The 16,141-nt window shown below is 66.6% G+C and carries 16 protein-coding genes; 8 read left to right on the top strand and 8 right to left on the bottom strand.

Annotated elements, in window-relative coordinates:
* Positions 1 to 82: 82 nt before the first annotated feature.
* From E1263_RS28350 to E1263_RS28315, 8 genes are all read right to left on the bottom strand, one after another.
* Positions 83 to 1,435, bottom strand: coding sequence for a sensor histidine kinase (locus E1263_RS28350; RefSeq protein ID WP_132172786.1), 1,353 nt, complete (start codon positions 1,433 to 1,435; stop codon positions 83 to 85).
* Positions 1,432 to 2,085, bottom strand: coding sequence for a response regulator transcription factor (locus E1263_RS28345; protein WP_132172784.1), 654 nt, complete (start codon positions 2,083 to 2,085; stop codon positions 1,432 to 1,434). Before E1263_RS28345 ends, E1263_RS28350 begins: the two co-directional genes overlap by 4 nt.
* 4 nt (positions 2,086 to 2,089) lie before the next feature.
* Positions 2,090 to 3,391: an MFS transporter gene (locus E1263_RS28340; protein WP_238161600.1), complete on the bottom strand. Its 1,302-nt coding sequence runs from the start codon at positions 3,389 to 3,391 to the stop codon at positions 2,090 to 2,092.
* 90 nt (positions 3,392 to 3,481) lie between these two features.
* Positions 3,482 to 5,698, bottom strand: a complete 2,217-nt coding sequence (locus E1263_RS28335) for an NADP-dependent isocitrate dehydrogenase (RefSeq protein WP_132172782.1) — start codon at positions 5,696 to 5,698, stop codon at positions 3,482 to 3,484.
* 77 nt (positions 5,699 to 5,775) lie between these two features.
* Positions 5,776 to 6,411, bottom strand: coding sequence for a pentapeptide repeat-containing protein (locus E1263_RS28330; RefSeq protein ID WP_238161598.1), 636 nt, complete (start codon positions 6,409 to 6,411; stop codon positions 5,776 to 5,778).
* Positions 6,412 to 6,624: 213 nt separating this feature from the next.
* Positions 6,625 to 7,482 (bottom strand): ROK family protein, encoded by an 858-nt coding sequence (locus E1263_RS28325; RefSeq protein ID WP_238161597.1) that lies wholly within the window; start codon positions 7,480 to 7,482, stop codon positions 6,625 to 6,627.
* Positions 7,483 to 7,518: 36 nt separating this feature from the next.
* Complete coding sequence (locus tag E1263_RS28320) at positions 7,519 to 8,238, bottom strand: hypothetical protein (protein WP_132172781.1); 720 nt, start codon at positions 8,236 to 8,238, stop codon at positions 7,519 to 7,521.
* Positions 8,239 to 8,248: 10 nt separating this feature from the next.
* Positions 8,249 to 8,767, bottom strand: a complete 519-nt coding sequence (locus E1263_RS28315) for a sigma-70 family RNA polymerase sigma factor (RefSeq protein WP_132172779.1) — start codon at positions 8,765 to 8,767, stop codon at positions 8,249 to 8,251.
* Between the two features lie 77 nt (positions 8,768 to 8,844).
* On the opposite strand from E1263_RS28315, the gene E1263_RS28310 reads away from it, so the two are divergent.
* From E1263_RS28310 to E1263_RS28275, 8 genes are all read left to right on the top strand, one after another.
* Positions 8,845 to 9,678 carry an alpha/beta fold hydrolase gene (locus tag E1263_RS28310; RefSeq protein ID WP_132172777.1) on the top strand — a complete coding sequence of 278 codons (834 nt, stop codon included), beginning with the start codon at positions 8,845 to 8,847 and terminating at the stop codon, positions 9,676 to 9,678.
* Between the two features lie 61 nt (positions 9,679 to 9,739).
* Positions 9,740 to 10,270 carry a hypothetical protein gene (locus tag E1263_RS28305; protein ID WP_132172775.1) on the top strand — a complete coding sequence of 177 codons (531 nt, stop codon included), beginning with the start codon at positions 9,740 to 9,742 and terminating at the stop codon, positions 10,268 to 10,270.
* Positions 10,271 to 10,330: 60 nt separating this feature from the next.
* Positions 10,331 to 11,026 (top strand): YcnI family copper-binding membrane protein, encoded by a 696-nt coding sequence (locus E1263_RS28300; RefSeq protein WP_238161595.1) that lies wholly within the window; start codon positions 10,331 to 10,333, stop codon positions 11,024 to 11,026.
* 2 nt (positions 11,027 to 11,028) lie between these two features.
* On the top strand, positions 11,029 to 11,541 hold the full coding sequence (locus E1263_RS28295) for a copper resistance CopC family protein (protein ID WP_132172773.1): 513 nt from the start codon (positions 11,029 to 11,031) through the stop codon (positions 11,539 to 11,541).
* On the top strand, positions 11,538 to 12,521 hold the full coding sequence (locus E1263_RS28290) for a copper resistance D family protein (protein WP_165956777.1): 984 nt from the start codon (positions 11,538 to 11,540) through the stop codon (positions 12,519 to 12,521). Before E1263_RS28295 ends, E1263_RS28290 begins: the two co-directional genes overlap by 4 nt.
* A gap of 46 nt (positions 12,522 to 12,567) precedes the next feature.
* Complete coding sequence (locus E1263_RS28285; protein ID WP_132172771.1) at positions 12,568 to 13,074, top strand: MarR family winged helix-turn-helix transcriptional regulator; 507 nt, start codon at positions 12,568 to 12,570, stop codon at positions 13,072 to 13,074.
* Between the two features lie 110 nt (positions 13,075 to 13,184).
* Entirely contained in the window at positions 13,185 to 13,745 is a 561-nt protein-coding gene (locus tag E1263_RS28280; RefSeq protein ID WP_132172769.1) for an NADPH-dependent FMN reductase, read from the top strand.
* Between the two features lie 68 nt (positions 13,746 to 13,813).
* Positions 13,814 to 16,021: a discoidin domain-containing protein gene (locus E1263_RS28275; protein WP_132172767.1), complete on the top strand. Its 2,208-nt coding sequence runs from the start codon at positions 13,814 to 13,816 to the stop codon at positions 16,019 to 16,021.
* The last annotated feature ends 120 nt before the right edge of the window (positions 16,022 to 16,141 follow it).

Here is a 16,141-nt window from a genome sequence, read left to right as displayed (position 1 = left end):
ATCGTCAGCCGCTCAACCGCCGGCCCCCGACCGCACCCCGCCAGCGCCAGACCTGCCGCCCCCACCAGCACCGCCCGCCGCTTCATGTTGCCTCCGGCAACTGGATGGTCGCGGTCAGGCCGTGGGGGACGGTCGCTGACAATTCCAGTCGGCCGCCGATGGCGATGGCGGTCTGGTCGGCGATCGCCAGCCCTAGGCCGGTTCCCTGCGTCTTGCTGGTGCCGCGCCAGAAGCGCTGGGTGGCGAGCGGCAAGTCGGCTGCGGGTAGGCCAGGACCGTTGTCGGAGATCTGGATCAGCAGGCCGTCATCACCCCGGGTTGAGGAGACGATCACCTGGTTGCCGCCGTACTTGATGGCGTTGTCGAGCAGCACTCCGACGAGCTGACCGAGATCATGGTCGTCAACGGCGGCGACGAGCCCCTCCGTGACATCCAGCGAAAGCGTGATGTCAGCAGCAGTCGGCTGCCAGATGTCGATTTCCTCCTGCAGAACGGCCTCGACCAAACAGGTTGCCGAAGAGGATTCGCGCAGACCGTCGGTGATCCGGCTCTCGATCGCGGCGAGCTTCAGCAACCCCGCCAGCACGTCCTCCAGCCGTTCCAGATCATGCTGCACATGAGCCAGCCCAGCCGTCCCAGGATCCATCGCATCGACCCGCAACCGCAACGACGCCAACGGATTCCGCAGCTGATGCGATGAGTCGGCAACCATCTGCCGCTGGACGTCGATCGAGCGCTGAACCGTTGCCCCCATCACCTCGACCGATCGCGCCAACCGCCGCAGCTCCGGCGGCCCGCTCGCCTCCAGCGACTGATTCCACCCACCCGACCGCCCCAACTCGACGACCGCGTCCTCCAGCTGACCCACCGGCCGGATCACCCACCGAGCAGCCTTCGATGCCATGAACAGCAGCAACAACTGAGCCGCCACGGCCGCAGCGCAGATGATCACCCACGACCGCCGCACATCGGCAAGAGCCGATCCAGCATCCACCGCCAGCACCACCGCACCAGCCGGCTCTTGCGGCGACCCAACCGGAGCTGCGATCAAACGATGAGACGAGCTCCACGGCCGCAGTGTGTCGACCGTCAACTGCGGCAGGTCCCGAGCCGCGAGCTCCGCGATCGCGCCCACTCCAGGCGAGGCGGTCGTCATACCGCCAGTCGACACGACCACCTGCCCGGACGCATCGGCCACCACGACAGACTCGTCGTACAGCTCGAAGTGCCGGGCGGCCTCCATCCGCACCTCGGCATAGTCCCCGGAGGCTGCTGCCCGCCCGGCCAATCCCGCGAACCGATCCAGCGTCGCGTTCCGCGCCAGCTGCAAACCCTGCGTCCGTGTGTCGGAAACCGAGTCCAGGAAGGGAATCACCAGCGCCGCCAGCAGCACGAAGGAGACGACCGCGAGCACCCCCATCAGCCGGGCTCTCATGGTTCGAGCCGATACCCGAACCGGCGGATCGTGGTGATCACCGGTCGCCCGAGCTTGCCGCGGAGCTGATGCAGATGCACGTCCAGCGCCTTCGACTTGGTGACGAACGCGTCGCCCCAGACCTCGTCCTGGATGATCTCCCGGCTGACCGCAGTCCCCGCCCGGCGCGCCAGCACAGCCAGTACGTCGAACTCGATCGGCGTCAGGTGGATCGTCGTACTGTCCAAGGTCACCGACCGCAGCCCGAAGTCGATCAGCAGTCCACCCACCTCGTACGTCGTACTGTCCGGAGCCGACCGCCGATACCGGCGAGCCGAGGCCTCGATCCGCGCCAGCAACTCGGCCAGCCGAACCGGCTTGGTCAGGTAATCGTCGGCGCCCAACCGCAACGCCAGTACGACGGACCGTTCGTCGTCGCGAGCGGTGAGCACGATCACCACGACGTCGTCGACCCGGCGGAGTTTGCGGAGCACCTCGAGACCGTCGATATCCGGCAGGCCCAGGTCGAGCAGGATGACCTGGGCCTCCGCGTGCCGGAGCAGAACGTCCTCGCCGCGGCCGACCAGCGTGACTTCGTGACCGTTGGCGCTCAGCACATCCCGCAGTGAACGACCGAGCGTTTCGTCGTCCTCGGCGATGAGTGTGCGCATGGGGTCATTGTGCCGTCGGCGTCCGGGGGCGCTCCACCGGCAGGGCCGACTTCATGCGTCCGCGGGTTTCAGTCATCGTGAGGTAGACGATCAGGCTGATCAGGGCACAGCCGCTCACGTAGTAGTAGAACGACGACTCGTGCCCGGCGTCCTTGAGCCACAGCGCGACATACTCCGCCGTACCGCCGAAGATCGCGACCGTGACGCCGTACGGCATGCCGACGCCGAGCGCGCGGATCGACGTCGGGAACAGTTCGGCCTTCACGATCGCGTTGATCGACGTGTACCCGCTGACGATCACGAGCCCGGCGAGCATCAGCAGGAACGCCGTCACCGGTGTCGCATCCTCGAGGGCGGTGAGGATGGGCACGGTGAGCAGCGTCGCGCCGAGGCCGAAGAAGATCAGCAGCGGACGGCGCCCGATCTTGTCCGACAGCAGGCCACCGACCGGCTGCAGCAGCACGAAGATCAGCAGGGCAAGGAAGTTGATCCAGGTGACCTGCGACTTCTCCAGGCCGGTCGTGTTCACCATGAACTTCTGCAGGTACGTCGTGAACGTGTAGAAGGCGACCGTCCCACCGAGCGTCAGTCCGACGACCGTCAGCACCGCGCGCGGGTGCTTGGCCAGCTCGCGCAGCGAACCCTGCTTGAAGCGACGGTTCTTCGGCTGCGCCTCGAACTCCGCGGACTCGTCCATCGACCGCCGCAGCCAGAACACGATCACCGCGGCCACGGCCCCGATCACGAACGGGATCCGCCAGCCCCACGTCGCCAGGTCCTCTTTCGACAGCGTCTGCTGCAAAGCGATCTGTACGGCGAGCGCCACCAACTGACCGGATGCCAGCGTCACGTACTGGAAGCTGGAGAAGAAGCCGCGCCGGCCCTCGGTTGCGACCTCGGACATGTACGTCGCCGAGGTCCCGTACTCACCACCGACGGACAGGCCCTGCAGCAACCGCGCTGTCACCAGCAGCACAGGTGCGGCGATTCCGATGGTCGCGAAGCCCGGCGTACAGGCGATCACCAGCGACCCGCCCGCCATCAACGTCACCGACAGCGTCAACGCCGCCCGCCGGCCGTGCCGATCGGCGTACCGGCCGAGCAGGAAGCTGCCGACCGGCCGCATCAGGAAGCCGACCGCGAAGACGCCCGCGGTGTTCAGCAGCTGACTGGTGGCATCGCCCTTGGGGAAGAACACCGGGGCGAAGTAGAGCGCAAATGCCGTGTAGACGTACCAGTCGTACCACTCGACCAGGTTGCCCATGGAGCCTTTGAAGATGTTGCTGACGACTCGCCGTGAATCCACGATGCCTCCTCGAACATGAAGTTGCCGCCACTCTCCGGGCTACGGATAGTGGCGGCAACCACACTCAAGGCATCCTTAACGCACCTTAAATCAGATGCTTTCCAAGGCGTCGTTCCAGGTCTTCGACGGGCGCATGATCGCGGCCGCCTTGGCCGGGTCCGGCTGGTAGTAGCCGCCGAGGTCGACCGGCGAACCCTGGACGGCGTTCAGCTCGTCGACGATCGTCTGCTCGTTCGTCGCCAGCGCCTCGGCCAGCTTGGTGAACTCCGCGGCGAGCTCGGTGTCGTCGGTCTGCTTGGCCAGCTCCTGCGCCCAGTACAGGGACAGGAAGAAGTGGCTGCCGCGGTTGTCGATGCCACCGACGCGACGGGTCGGCGACTTGTCCTCGTTCAGGAAGGTCGCGGTCGCCCGGTCGAGGGTGTCGGCGAGGATCTGGGCCTTGGCGTTGCCGGTCGACTGCGCCAGGTGCTCGAAGCTCGCGGCCAGCGCGAAGAACTCGCCCAGGCTGTCCCAGCGCAGGTAGTTCTCCTTGACGAGCTGCTGCACGTGCTTCGGCGCCGAACCGCCCGCGCCGGTCTCGAACAGACCGCCACCGGCCATCAGCGGGACGACCGACAGCATCTTCGCGCTGGTGCCCAGCTCGAGGATCGGGAACAGGTCGGTCAGGTAGTCACGCAGCACGTTGCCGGTCACCGAGATGGTGTTCTCGCCGCGGCGGATCCGGTCCAGCGACACCTTGATCGCGGCCTCCGGCGCCAGGATCTTCAGGTCCAGGCCCTCGGTGTCGTGCTCGGTCAGGTACTTGGTGACCTTGGTGATGATCTGAGCGTCGTGGGCGCGGGTCTCGTCCAGCCAGAAGATCGCCGGGTCGCCGGTCGCGCGCGCCCGGGTGACAGCCAGCTTCACCCAGTCACGGATCGGGTCGTCCTTGGTCTGGCAGGCGCGGAAGATGTCACCGGGCTCGACATCCTGCTCCAGTACGACGTTTCCTTCGCCGTCGACGAGGCGGACGACGCCGGCCGAAGCGACCTCGAACGTCTTGTCGTGCGAGCCGTACTCCTCGGCCTTCTGAGCCATCAGGCCCACGTTCGGCACCGAGCCCATGGTGGCCGGGTCGAACTGGCCGTGCTCGCGGCAGTCGTCCAGGACGACCTGGTAGATGCCCGCGTAGCTGCTGTCCGGCAGTACGGCGAGGGTGTCGGCCTCGGCGCCGTCCGGGCCCCACATGTGGCCCGAGCTGCGGATCATGGCCGGCATCGAGGCGTCGACGATCACGTCGGACGGCACATGCAGGTTGGTGATGCCCTTGTCGGAGTCGACCATCGCGAGCGCCGGTCCGTCGGCGAGCTCGGCGTCGAAGGACGCCTTGATCGCGTCACCCTCGGGCAGGTTCGCCAGCCCGGCCAAGATGCCGCCGAGACCGTCGTTCGGGGTCAGACCGGCCTTCGCCAGCGTCTCGCCGTACTGGGCGAAGGTCTTCGGGAAGAAGGCGCGGACCGCATGGCCGAAGACGATCGGGTCGGAGACCTTCATCATCGTGGCCTTCAGGTGCAGCGAGAACAGGACGTCGTCCGTCTTCGCCTGGGCGACCTTGGCGGTCAGGAACTCGCGCAGCGCGGCCACGTGCATGACCGAGGAGTCAACGACCTCACCGGCGAGGACCGGGATGCTCTCGCGCAGGACAGTCGTCGTACCGTCGGCGGCGACATGCTCGATCCGGAGCGAGCCGTCGGCCTCGATGACCGTCGACTTCTCGGTGGAGCGGAAGTCGTTCTCGCCCATGGTGGCGACGTTGGTCTTGGAGTCGGAGCCGAAGGCGCCCATGCGGTGCGGGTGCGTCTTGGCGTAGTTCTTCACCGAGGCGGGCGCACGGCGGTCGGAGTTGCCCTCGCGCAGCACCGGGTTGACGGCCGAACCCTTGACCTTGTCGTAGCGGGTCTGGATCTCCCGCTCCTCGTCGGTCTTCGGCTCGTCCGGGTAGTCCGGCAGCGCGTAGCCCTGGGCCTGCAGCTCGGCGATGGCGGTCTTGAGCTGCGGGATCGAGGCGGAGACGTTCGGCAGCTTGATGATGTTGGCGCCCGGCGTCTTGGCCAGCTCACCGAGCTCGGCCAGCGCATCCGCGATCCGCTGGTCCTCCTTCAGGAACTCACCGAACAGCGCGATGATCCGGCCCGCCAGCGAGATGTCGCGGGTCTCCACCCCGACACCAGCCTGCCCGGCGTAAGCCTGGATCACGGGAAGGAACGAGTACGTCGCCAATGCGGGCGCCTCGTCGGTGTGGGTGTAGATGATCGTCGAGTCAGTCACAGACCCCACCTTAGTAGGCCTCTAGGCCGGGTCCGGCGTCACGTGGGGAGGCTCACCTCCTGACCGGGGTGGTGGGGTTACACAGCGTCAAGGTCGTCCGGGTGGGCGAGCGTGATTCCGGCCGCCTGGGTGACCGCGGTGGCGAAGGTGAGCGTGTCGATGGGGGAGGAGGCGGCCACAGTCGCGCCGGTCAGGGCGGACAACCCCTTCGTCCCGTCCCAGGTGCAGTTGATGAAGACCGACCCGGCCGCCTTGACCTGGGAGAACTCCACCCCGCTCAGATCGCAGTTGCGGAAGACCGCCCCGGACAGATCCGCCGCGACGAAGTCCGCACCCTGCAGCCGGCAGTCGCTGAACTCGACCTTCTGGAACTTCGCGAACCGGAACGACGCGTAGTCGAGCAGCGTGTCCCGCACCGTCGTGTGCTGCAGGCTCATCCCCGATCCCGCGAACCCGGTCATCCGCGACGACACGATCGCGACCCGGGTCACCGCCGCATCCCGCCACCGCGCATTCGCCACATCGCAGTGCAGCAGCTCGGTGTCCACCAGGATCAGCTTCTCCAGATCCGACCCGGCCAGCTTGCCCTTCGTCAGCCGGCACCCACTGATCTCCAGATGCTCAGCCGTCAGATCGCTCAGATCCACGTCCTCCAACCCCAGATCCAGCAACCGAGTCTCGTCCTCGATCTCCTCCGGCAAGACCAAATCCAACTGAGCACGCAATCTGGGCACAGCAATCTTCCGAGCAACCATGCGAGGAAGGTATCCGGCCCCACCGACAGCCGAACCGCATCCGCCGGCCGGACCCACGAGCTTGCGGGGTCGGCCAAGCCGCATTTGATGGGCGGGCCCATGGGCGTGTGGGTGGGCCAATCGCATGCGGCTGGCCCACCCACAACGGGATGGGTCAGCCCACCAAATGGGTCAGGCGGTGCGGAGGGAGTGAGCGGCGGCGCCGATGATGGCGGCGTGCTCGGTGTCGGCGGTGGCGACGACTTCGAACGGGAAAACGTCGTGGACGAGATCGAAGGCGCCGGAGATGGAACCGCCGAGGACAGTCCGGGTGACGCCGAAGCGGTCGATCCACGGGGAAAGAGCCTCAGCCAGTACGGCGAAGCCGGCGCGGAGCGATTCGGACGCGGCCGACTCGCCGGCGCGGGCTCGGTCGGCGATCTCCTTGACGCCGATACCGGGTTCGTCGGAGCCGGTGCGGGCGAAATAGCGGTGCAGGAGCGCTCGGCCGGAGATCGAGTCTTCGAGCGGGTGACCGTCATATTCGGTCAGGTAAAGCTCACCACCGGGCGGGACACTGCCGCCCTCGCGCACCACGTGGCCGTCCGCCAGGAACGCCGTACCGATGCCTGTTCCGACGGTGACGCCGACTGAGCGTGCGGTGTCGCGGGTGAGACCCGCGGTCCACTCGCCGACGGCGAAGGCCTCGGCGTCGTTCACGAAGACGAGGCGGTCGAGGCCGAGTTCGGTGCGCAGCGCCTTGCCGAGCTGGAACCCGTAAAGCGCGTCGAACTTCGTCTGGCCCTGGTACCAGCCGACGCCGGTCTCGTAGTCGAACGGCCCGGGGATCGCGATCGCGAGCCCCTCGACCGTCGGCAGCCTCCGGGCTGCGGCCGCCAACTGCTCGACCACCTGCTCAGCCGCCTGCTGCGAAGCGAGATCGATCCGCTCCACCACCTCGACCCGCCACCCGTCCGGCGCTACCACTGCCGCCGTGACGTGACTGCCCCCGACCTCCAGAACCGGCACATACATGCGGCCATCATCCATGAACACAGGATCCATGAGGTCGGATGACTGCCGCGATCACCACTGCCCGAAACCGGCGACGGATCCGTTCGCTCGCACGATCATCGACTGGACGGTCGGGCGCAGACCCGGCGTGATCGCGGAGTTGGCGTACCGATACACCCAGTACGTCGTCGCGATTGTCGCCTTGCCGGTCCCCGGCGGCAGCGTCTGCAGGTGGAGCGGGTTGGTCGAGAGGCCCCCGTCGTTGCTGACGCTGACCAGGACCGTCGCGCCCTTGTCGTAGACCCGGCCGAAGACCGAGACCACGCTGCTCCCGGAGGAGAGCTCGGTCTTACGGACGACGAGTCCCGAGTGCTGGCCCAGTGGGAGTTTGAGGGACGGTGCCTTCGGCTGAGTCACGCAGAAGGCGACCTGACTCGGCTCGCCCGGATTGCGGCGCAAGGAGGCCGAGCCGTACTGGTCGGTCAGGGTCACGATCTCCGGCCAGGACCAAGAGTCCTTGCCCAGGCGGCGGCCGCTTGAGGTGTCGCACTGCTTGTAGGCGTCCTGGGACCGCCCTGGCAGGCCGGCCACTTGGGCCTCCTGGTTCGGGAGCACCAGGACGAGTCCACCGGCGAGCAACACGAGGACCGTCATCAGGGTCGCCCCGAGGCCCAGGTTCCGGACCCGCTGGCGGCGGCGGCCGGCGGCGAGGATGACCGCCGGGTCGGGGCTGAAGTAGTTGTCCGAGCGATCGGTCTCCTGGTCCATCAAAGCCTTGAGTTCTCGGGTCATGTCAGCCTCCCTACCCCGGCGAGTTCGGAGAAATGAGCCAGCGCGGGATTCTCGCGCAGCTTTTCGAGCGCCCGCAGGGTCTGGCTCTTGACTGTTCCGGGACGACAGTCGAGGGCCAGGGCGGTACTTCGACGGACATTTCGTCGAAGTACCGCAGTACGACGCAGGCGCGCTGGCGGGGTGGGAGCGTGGCGAGGGCCTGGGTGATGACGAGCCGGTTCTCCAGTACGCCGAGTGGGTCGGAGCGCTCCTGTTCACCTGCGAAGTAGGTTTCACCGCCGACCACCTCCGTACTGGACTTGCGGCGCAGGGCGTCCATCGTGGTCGAGACGACCACCTTGCGGGCGTAGGCGCCGACGCTGCCCTTGCGCTGGATCCGGCTCCAGACGCGGTACAACCGGATCAGTGCCTCCTGGGTCGCGTCCTCGGCCCGCCGCCAGTCCCCGCACAGCAGGTAAGCGGTTCGGCACAGAGCGTTGGCTTGATGGCGCACGAAGTCCACGTAGTCCTGTTCGACATCACTCTTCATTCTTCGCCTCCCCACCCATGCAGCAGTGAACGTGGTGGCCGCGGGCCCCGGTTGCACGATGCGGCACACTTTCTTTCGTGGCTGAATTCATGGTCGACGGCGTGCGGGTCACCTACCACGTTCACGGGACGGGACCGGTCTGCATTGCCCATTCGGGCGGACCAGGTGTCCACTGGCCGTACCTGCGGATGCCGTGGCTGGAGGACCGCCTGACGATGGTCTACCTCGAGCCGGTGGGGACCGGGAGCTCCGACCTCCAACCGGGTGGCGACTACTCGATGGAGGTCTACGCCTCGTACGTCGCCAAGCTGGTCGAGCATCTGGGGGAGCCGAAGGTGTTCCTGCTCGGCCACTCGCACGGTGGCTTCGTGGCGCTGCAGACCGCGCTGGACTATCCCGAGCTGCTGCGCGGAGTGATCGTCTACGACTCGATGGCTTACAACGGGCCGGAGCTCGGTGCGCAGGCCTTCGCCAACATCGAGAAGTACGTCGCCTCCCGGCCGGCCGGCGATGCGCTCGCCCAGCAGGTGCTTGACGCGTGGAACGATTCGCCGGAAGGGCACGACGAGGAGCTGGACGCGCTCGGGCGGCTGCTGCCGGTCTACTTCAAGGACTTCGAGGCGATCGACCCGTCGATCACCGAGTGGAAGAAGCTGGTCGACATCACGGTCGACCCCAACCGCCGGAGCGACCTGTGGGACATCCGCCCGCGCCTCGGCGAGATCGCCGTACCGGTGCTGGTGATCGTCGGTACGGCGGACTTCATCTGCCCGCTGAACTCGGCCCGGGAGCTGGTTGCGGGGATCCCAGGGGCCAAGCTGGTGGTGTTCGAGGAGAGCGGGCACTTCGCTCATGTCGAGGAGCCGGAGCTCTTTCGCGATACCGTACGTAATTTTGTCGCCACGCATTGAAGGCAGCCAGTCGATCTGGCTAAATCGTAGAGTGATTACGTAAGCCAGTGAGGAGGGCCCCATGCGCGCGGAAGCCGGTACGACGTCTGTGGTCGCGGCGCTGAGCGTCGTGGTCGCTGCTGTCGGACACGTGCTTGCGGGTGGCGGTCCGGTTCCGCTGGCGGTGGTTGCGCCGTTGCTGGCGTTGACGGGAGTCTGCTGGCTGCTTGGTGAGCACTTGGCGGATGAGCCGGTGCTGATCGCTGTGGTGCTGGCCGGTGTGCAGCTGTTCGTCCATGTGACGCTCGATGCGGCTCACACAGATCACTCGATGGCGATGTCGGCCGGGGTGAGCGGCAGTGTGCTGATGACGGTTACCCACCTGGCCGCGCTGAGCGCTGGGGTGCTGGCGGTTGGCCGGGCCCACGACTGGGGTCAGCGGGTGGTCCGGATCCTCGCCCGGTTGTGGCCGGTGGCTCCGGTGATCACGGTCGTTCGGGTGCTGAGCGCCGTACTGGTGACTGTTGAGCCGGCGCCGCGGACCGTACGGCGCTGGGCCGGGTCGAACGTGTCGCGGCGCGGGCCGCCTTGGGCGGAGCCAGTTCTGCTCTGACCGGCCGCGTCGCATCGCGGTCGGGTTCATCCCGTGTGACCGCGAAAGGTTCCTACCGCCATGTCCAAGAAGCCCATGTCGAAGAAGCACTGTCTGCGGGCCGGGGCGATCGTTGCCGCGTCCGCCCTTGTCCTCACCGGCGCCGCCGGCTCCGCGTCCGCTCACGTCTCGGTGTCTTCGCCTGATGCCAAGCCCGGTGGGTACGCGAAGCTGATCTTCCGCGTGCCGACCGAATCCGACAACACCTCCACCACCAAGCTGGTTGTCTCGCTGCCCAAGGACACCCCGTTCGCCCATGTCGGCGCGCTGGTGAAGGACGGCTGGAAGGTCGAGAAGACCACCGAGAAGCTCGCCACCCCCGTCAAGGTCGGCGACGTCACTCTGTCCGAGGCGATCACCACGGTCACGTGGACCGCGCTCAAGGGCGGTATCCCGGCGAACGACTTCGACGAGTTCGCGCTGTCGGTCGGCCGGTTGCCCGAGAAGGTGGACGCGCTCAGCTTCCCGGCCGTTCAGACCTACAGTGACGGCGAGGTCGTCAAGTGGGATGCCGCCCGCACCGAAGGTGGCGAAGAGCCCGAACACCCCGCGCCCACTCTGAAGTTGGCCGCTGCGATCACCCCGGTCGCCGCAGCCACTGACACGTCCAAGGACTCGTCCGACCCGCTCGCCCGCGGGCTCGGCGGTGCCGGGCTGCTCCTCGGCCTGATCGGTCTTGGCCTCGGTCTCCGCCCACGCAAGAAGGTGCAGTCGTAGTCGTGCGTCGTCTGACAGCTCTCCTCGTCGCGTCGCTGCTGGCCCTGGTGTTCTCCGCCGGGCCGGCCGCGGCGCACGCCAAACTCGAGTCCATCACCCCCGCCGACGGCTCCACCAACGCCGCCCCACCCTCCAAGGTCGTGCTGACCTTCAACGAACCCGTCGGCAGCAACGGCACCCAGATCCAGGTGAAGTCACCAGCCGGCGTGAATGTTGCCCTCGGCAACCCCAAGGTCCTCGACAATAAAGTCACCCAGCCCGTCGGCGCCATGATCGAAACCGGCCGCTACCAAGTGGAAGCCCGCGTGGTGTCGGCCGACGGCCACCCCATCACCGCCTCCACCACCTTCACCATCACCCACGCCGGTCACGCTCCCGGCGCACCTCCCATCGATCCCACCACCCCCCAACCCGCAGACAACTCGAACGTGGTCACCATCGTCGCCATGTTCCTGGTCATGCTGGTAGTGGTCGCCCTGGCCGTAGTCATCGTCCGGCGCCGCCCAGCCCGATGAGCAACCCCACAGAAACGCCGCGCCTGCGGTTGATCGTCGGCGGGATCGCGGCGGCTGTCGTCGTACTGGTGGTGGCTTTGGTGTTGGCTGGTGGAGCACCGGAGCGGCAGCCTGAGGGGTTGATCGGGGCGGGACTGCCCTTGTCTTGGGCAGTTCCGGTACTGCGATTGCTTGCCGATGGAGCTGCGATTGCGGTCGGGGGCGGGTTGATCACCGCTGCTTGGTTGCTGCCGGCAAATGGTTTGCGGGCGGCCCAGGATGCCGCGATGGCTGCGGGAATCTGGGCACTCGCCAGTGTCGCCGGGCTGATCACGTCAGCAGCCGTCATCCTCGGGATCCCGTTGTCCCACTTGGCCGAGCACGCCTCGATCGCCGGTGGGCTGACTCAAGTGCGAGCGCTCGCGGTGACCGTCGTACTGACTGCCGTGCTGGCTGTTGTGCTGAGTGGGGTTCGGACCGTGCGGGGTGCCCGGGTGGGGTTGGGGTTGGCGGTGCTGGCGTTGATCCCACCGCTTCTCACCGGCCACGGCGCGATCGAGCGAACCACCTTCTGGTCCGTCACCGCGACCACCTCGCTCGTCCTCCACGTGTTCGCCGCGACCGCCTGGATCGGCGGATTGGCCGGCGTACTGCGTTATGCCCGCGACCGAACCGCCGTCGAGCGCTTCAGCACCCTCGCACTCGTCTGCGCGATCGCGATGGGCGTCACGGGGCTCATCACCGCCGAGATCCACCTCGGCGGCCGCGAGGAGGGCTGGGGCCTGATCACCCAATGGGTCACCACCGGGTACGGCGCTCTGGTCTTCGCCAAAACCGTGGCTTTCGCAGCTCTCGTCACGGTCGGCTGGTGGCATCGGAAGACAACCCTCCCCGAGCTCGCGACCGGAAACCCAGCGGCGTTCCGGCGTTTGGCGGCCGTGGAACTGGTGATCATGGCTGCCACGGTCGGACTCGCGGTCGCCCTGTCGCGAACCCCATAGCGTTCGGAGTCGGTGATATGTCAACAGATGTCCGTACTATGGCTTCATGACGGAACCACGCTGGCTGGATGCGCGCGAGGCGCAGCTGTGGCAGGCGTACCGCGACACGCAGCGTGAGCTGACTCGGGTCCTGGAGGGCCGGCTGATCAGCAACTCCGGTTTGTCCGGAGCTGATTACGCTTTGCTGCATCCACTCTCGATCGCCGCGGACGGCATCCTGCGGACCCGCGATCTCGGCCGCTCGGTCGGGTGGGAGCGGAGCCGGTTGTCGCATCAGGTCAGCCGGATGGAGAAGCGCGGGCTGGTCAGCCGCGAGGACTGCGCATCGGATGCGCGCGGCTCGATGGTCCGGCTCACCGACCTCGGCCGCAAGGCCGTCGAGGCGGCCGCGCCCGACCATGTCGAGGCCGTTCGCACGTACTTCTTCGACCACCTCACGACCGCCGAGCAGCAGCAGTTGACCACGCTGTTCGATCGCGTTCTCGGCGGAATCCCCTCCGCGGCCTGCCCGGCCGCCGAGTGTGAAGACCCCGCCACCGACTGCACCGAATAATCCCGCTCGCCCCTGCTCAGGGGAGAGCTCCGTCACAGATGAGTTGACATGTCATCTCATCGGAGTACTTTGGTGACGCGTCATCAAACTTTCTCTCGTGAAGGAATCTCATGCCAAAGATCGCGATCATCCTCGGCAGCACCCGTCCGGGCCGCAACGGCGAAGCCGTCGCCCACTGGGTGCTCGACCGCGCCAAGCAGCGCTCCGACGCCGAGTTCGAACTGGTCGACATCGCGGAGTTCCAGCTGCCGCACCTCGACGAGGCATACCCGCCCGCTATGGGCCAGTACACCCAGCCGCACACGCTGGCCTGGGCCGAGAAGATCGCGTCGTTCGACGGCTTCGTCTTCGTCACCCCGGAGTACAACCACTCCACCTCCGGCGCGCTGAAGAACGCGATCGACTTCCTGTTCGCCGAGTGGAACAACAAGGCTGCCGGCTTCGTCAGCTACGGCGCCGTCGGCGGCGCTCGCGCCGTCGAGCACCTGCGTCTGGTGATGGCTGAGCTCAAGGTCGCCACCGTCCGCGCCCAGGTCACTCTCGCGCTGGCCACCGACTTCGAGAACTACTCGAAGTTCACTCCGCTCCCGCACCAGGAGCCGGCCCTCGACACCACCCTCGATGAGGTCGTCAGCTGGTCCAACGCGCTGGCCACGGTCCGCTGGCTTTGACCTGAATGGAAATGGGTGCTGCCGACCAGGGTGGTGTGGGACGGTGACTGGGCACGGAGGGAGTGCTCATGCGCAGGATCGCCGCCCTGGTTCTGGCAGTTCTCATCGGTACGTCGGCTCTGGTCGTTCCCGCGGGAGGTGTCGTGGCAACGGTCCGCAATCTCGCGGTCGGAGCCACCGCGACCGCGAGTGACAGCCTCGCGAAATTCGAGCCGGGCAAAGCAATCGACGGCAACAGTTCGACGTACTGGGCTGCCTCGGACGGCGCCAAGCCGAAGTGGTTGCGGGTCGACCTCGGCCGGATTCGTCAGCTGACCTCGGTCGAGCAGAACTTCAAGGACGTCGACACGCACTCTTTCCTGATCGAGGGCAGTGTCGACGGAAACGGCTGGTCGGCGCTGCTGGATCGCCGTACCGGTGCTCGCGGTCAGGTCTTCACGCAACCGGTCACCGGCTCGTACCGGTATCTGCGGCTCACGATTACTGGCTCGGCCGCCGGCTACTGGGCCGGCAGTGCCGAGTTCGTCATCACCGGGTACGACGATGAGCCGCGCAATCTCGCTCGTGGGGTGTCGGCCACCTCTTCCTCGCTCGGCCCCGGTTACGAACCGTTCAAGGCGGTCGACGGCGACCCCGCGTCGTACTGGGGTGCGGAGAAGTCCAGCATGCCGCAGTGGCTGATGCTTGACCTGGGCAACGATATTGCGGTCAGCCGGATCGAGCAGTCGTTCGTCGACAACGATCGGTGGAAGTTCCGCGTCGAGGGTTCGCGGGACAAGGTCAGCTGGCAAACCCTGATGGACAAGGACGAAACCGGCCGGGTCTTCGGGCAGGACGTCAATGGCACCTACCGCTATGTCAAGCTCACTGTTTTGAGCAGCGGTGCCGGGCACTGGGCATGCAGTCAGGAGCTCAAGGTCTTTGGCTCCGGCGAACCTGTTACGACCAAGTGGTGGGAGAGCCGTTCGGGGGTGATGCGGTATTACCCGATCTGGCAGAACCTGCGGCTCGACACGATCACCGCGCAGCTGGATTCCCTGAAGGCGCGTGGATTCCGCGCGATCGAGCTCTCCCCGGTGAATGACGGCGACCGCGATCTGTGGGCCGGTTTGCCGGTGATGAATCTCTACGCGATCGACCCCGATATCGGCAGTATGCAGGACTTCGAGGAGTTGCTGGCGGCTGCGCATGCGCGCGACCTGAAGGTCATCATCTTCACGAATCCCGGGTATGCGTCGATCAACTCGCCGTACTTCCAGAAGGCGCAGGACGATTTCCGGAACGGCGTCCAGAGTGTTGAGCGATCGTGGTTCGACATTCGGCCGCAGCGGGGTGAGTATCCGGAGCTGTGGCATTACAGCTCGCGGGCTCAGGGGTACTACTGGGGGACGTGGGACGCCAAGGCGCCGTCGTTCAACTACTCGAGTCAGGCCTGGCTCGAAGAGGCGCGCAAGTACCTGCGGTTCTGGATGGACAAGGGCGTCGACGGGATCGCTCTCGATGCGCCGAACGTCTACCACACAACGACTTTACCGAAGAACAACTACGCGATCACCGACGTACTGCGGAACTACGACGCGTTCATGAACGGTGAAGGGGTGCGGTCGCCGGAGTTCATCTCCGACTGGCACTACAACAGCTTGCAGGACTACGGCATCACGCAATGGGCGGTTCCGCCGGGCCAAGGTTCCAGCGCGATTCTGTCCGCGATCGACTCCGGTGATCCGAGCGGTCTCGAGAACACGCTCAAGAACTACCGCGACCTGATGGTGAACGCCGGCGGTATCACCCAGACCGCGCCGAACTGGGGCCGCACCAACTACCCCGTCGACCGCCGCCTGCTGGAAATCGCGATGCTCACCTCGATGGGCACACTGTTCTACCTGCACAACGACTACTACACGATCCTCCCGGACGAGCAGGAGATCCCCAACTGGTCGGCCGCCCAACGCGCTCTGCTGGACAAGCTGATCCGCGCCCAGAACGCCTCCCCGGCGCTGGCGCCGCTCGGCCTGCGCGTCCGCATCCCCACCAACGACGATCACAAGTACTACGCCTACAAACGCCTCGACAAGTCCGGTACGTCGAAAGCGCTCGTCCTGCTGAATTTCCAGGGAACCCCGCAGACGGTCTCTGTCGACCTCACCGGCACCGGGATCGCCACCTCGCAAACCCCGACAGATCTCGTCGAGTCGCAACCAGGGCCGCCGATCACCGGAACGACGTACCAGGTCCAGCTTCCGGCGTACGGATTCAAGGTCCTGTCGGTCCAGTAGCGGCGGACCGCCAGCACTGACCAACTGGGCCGCCCATCCCCGATTCACGCTCAGCAACTCATCGTCGGGTGCCGATTCGGAGGGTTGATCAGTGGCGCAGGTCCGCCCTCGCGGCTGACG

Origin of the sequence: Kribbella antibiotica (assembly GCF_004349055.1) — a bacterium.
Taxonomy (GTDB): domain Bacteria; phylum Actinomycetota; class Actinomycetes; order Propionibacteriales; family Kribbellaceae; genus Kribbella; species Kribbella antibiotica.
The sequence above is the reverse complement of the archived record's forward strand: the minus strand, read 5'-3'. Positions and strand labels throughout refer to the sequence as shown.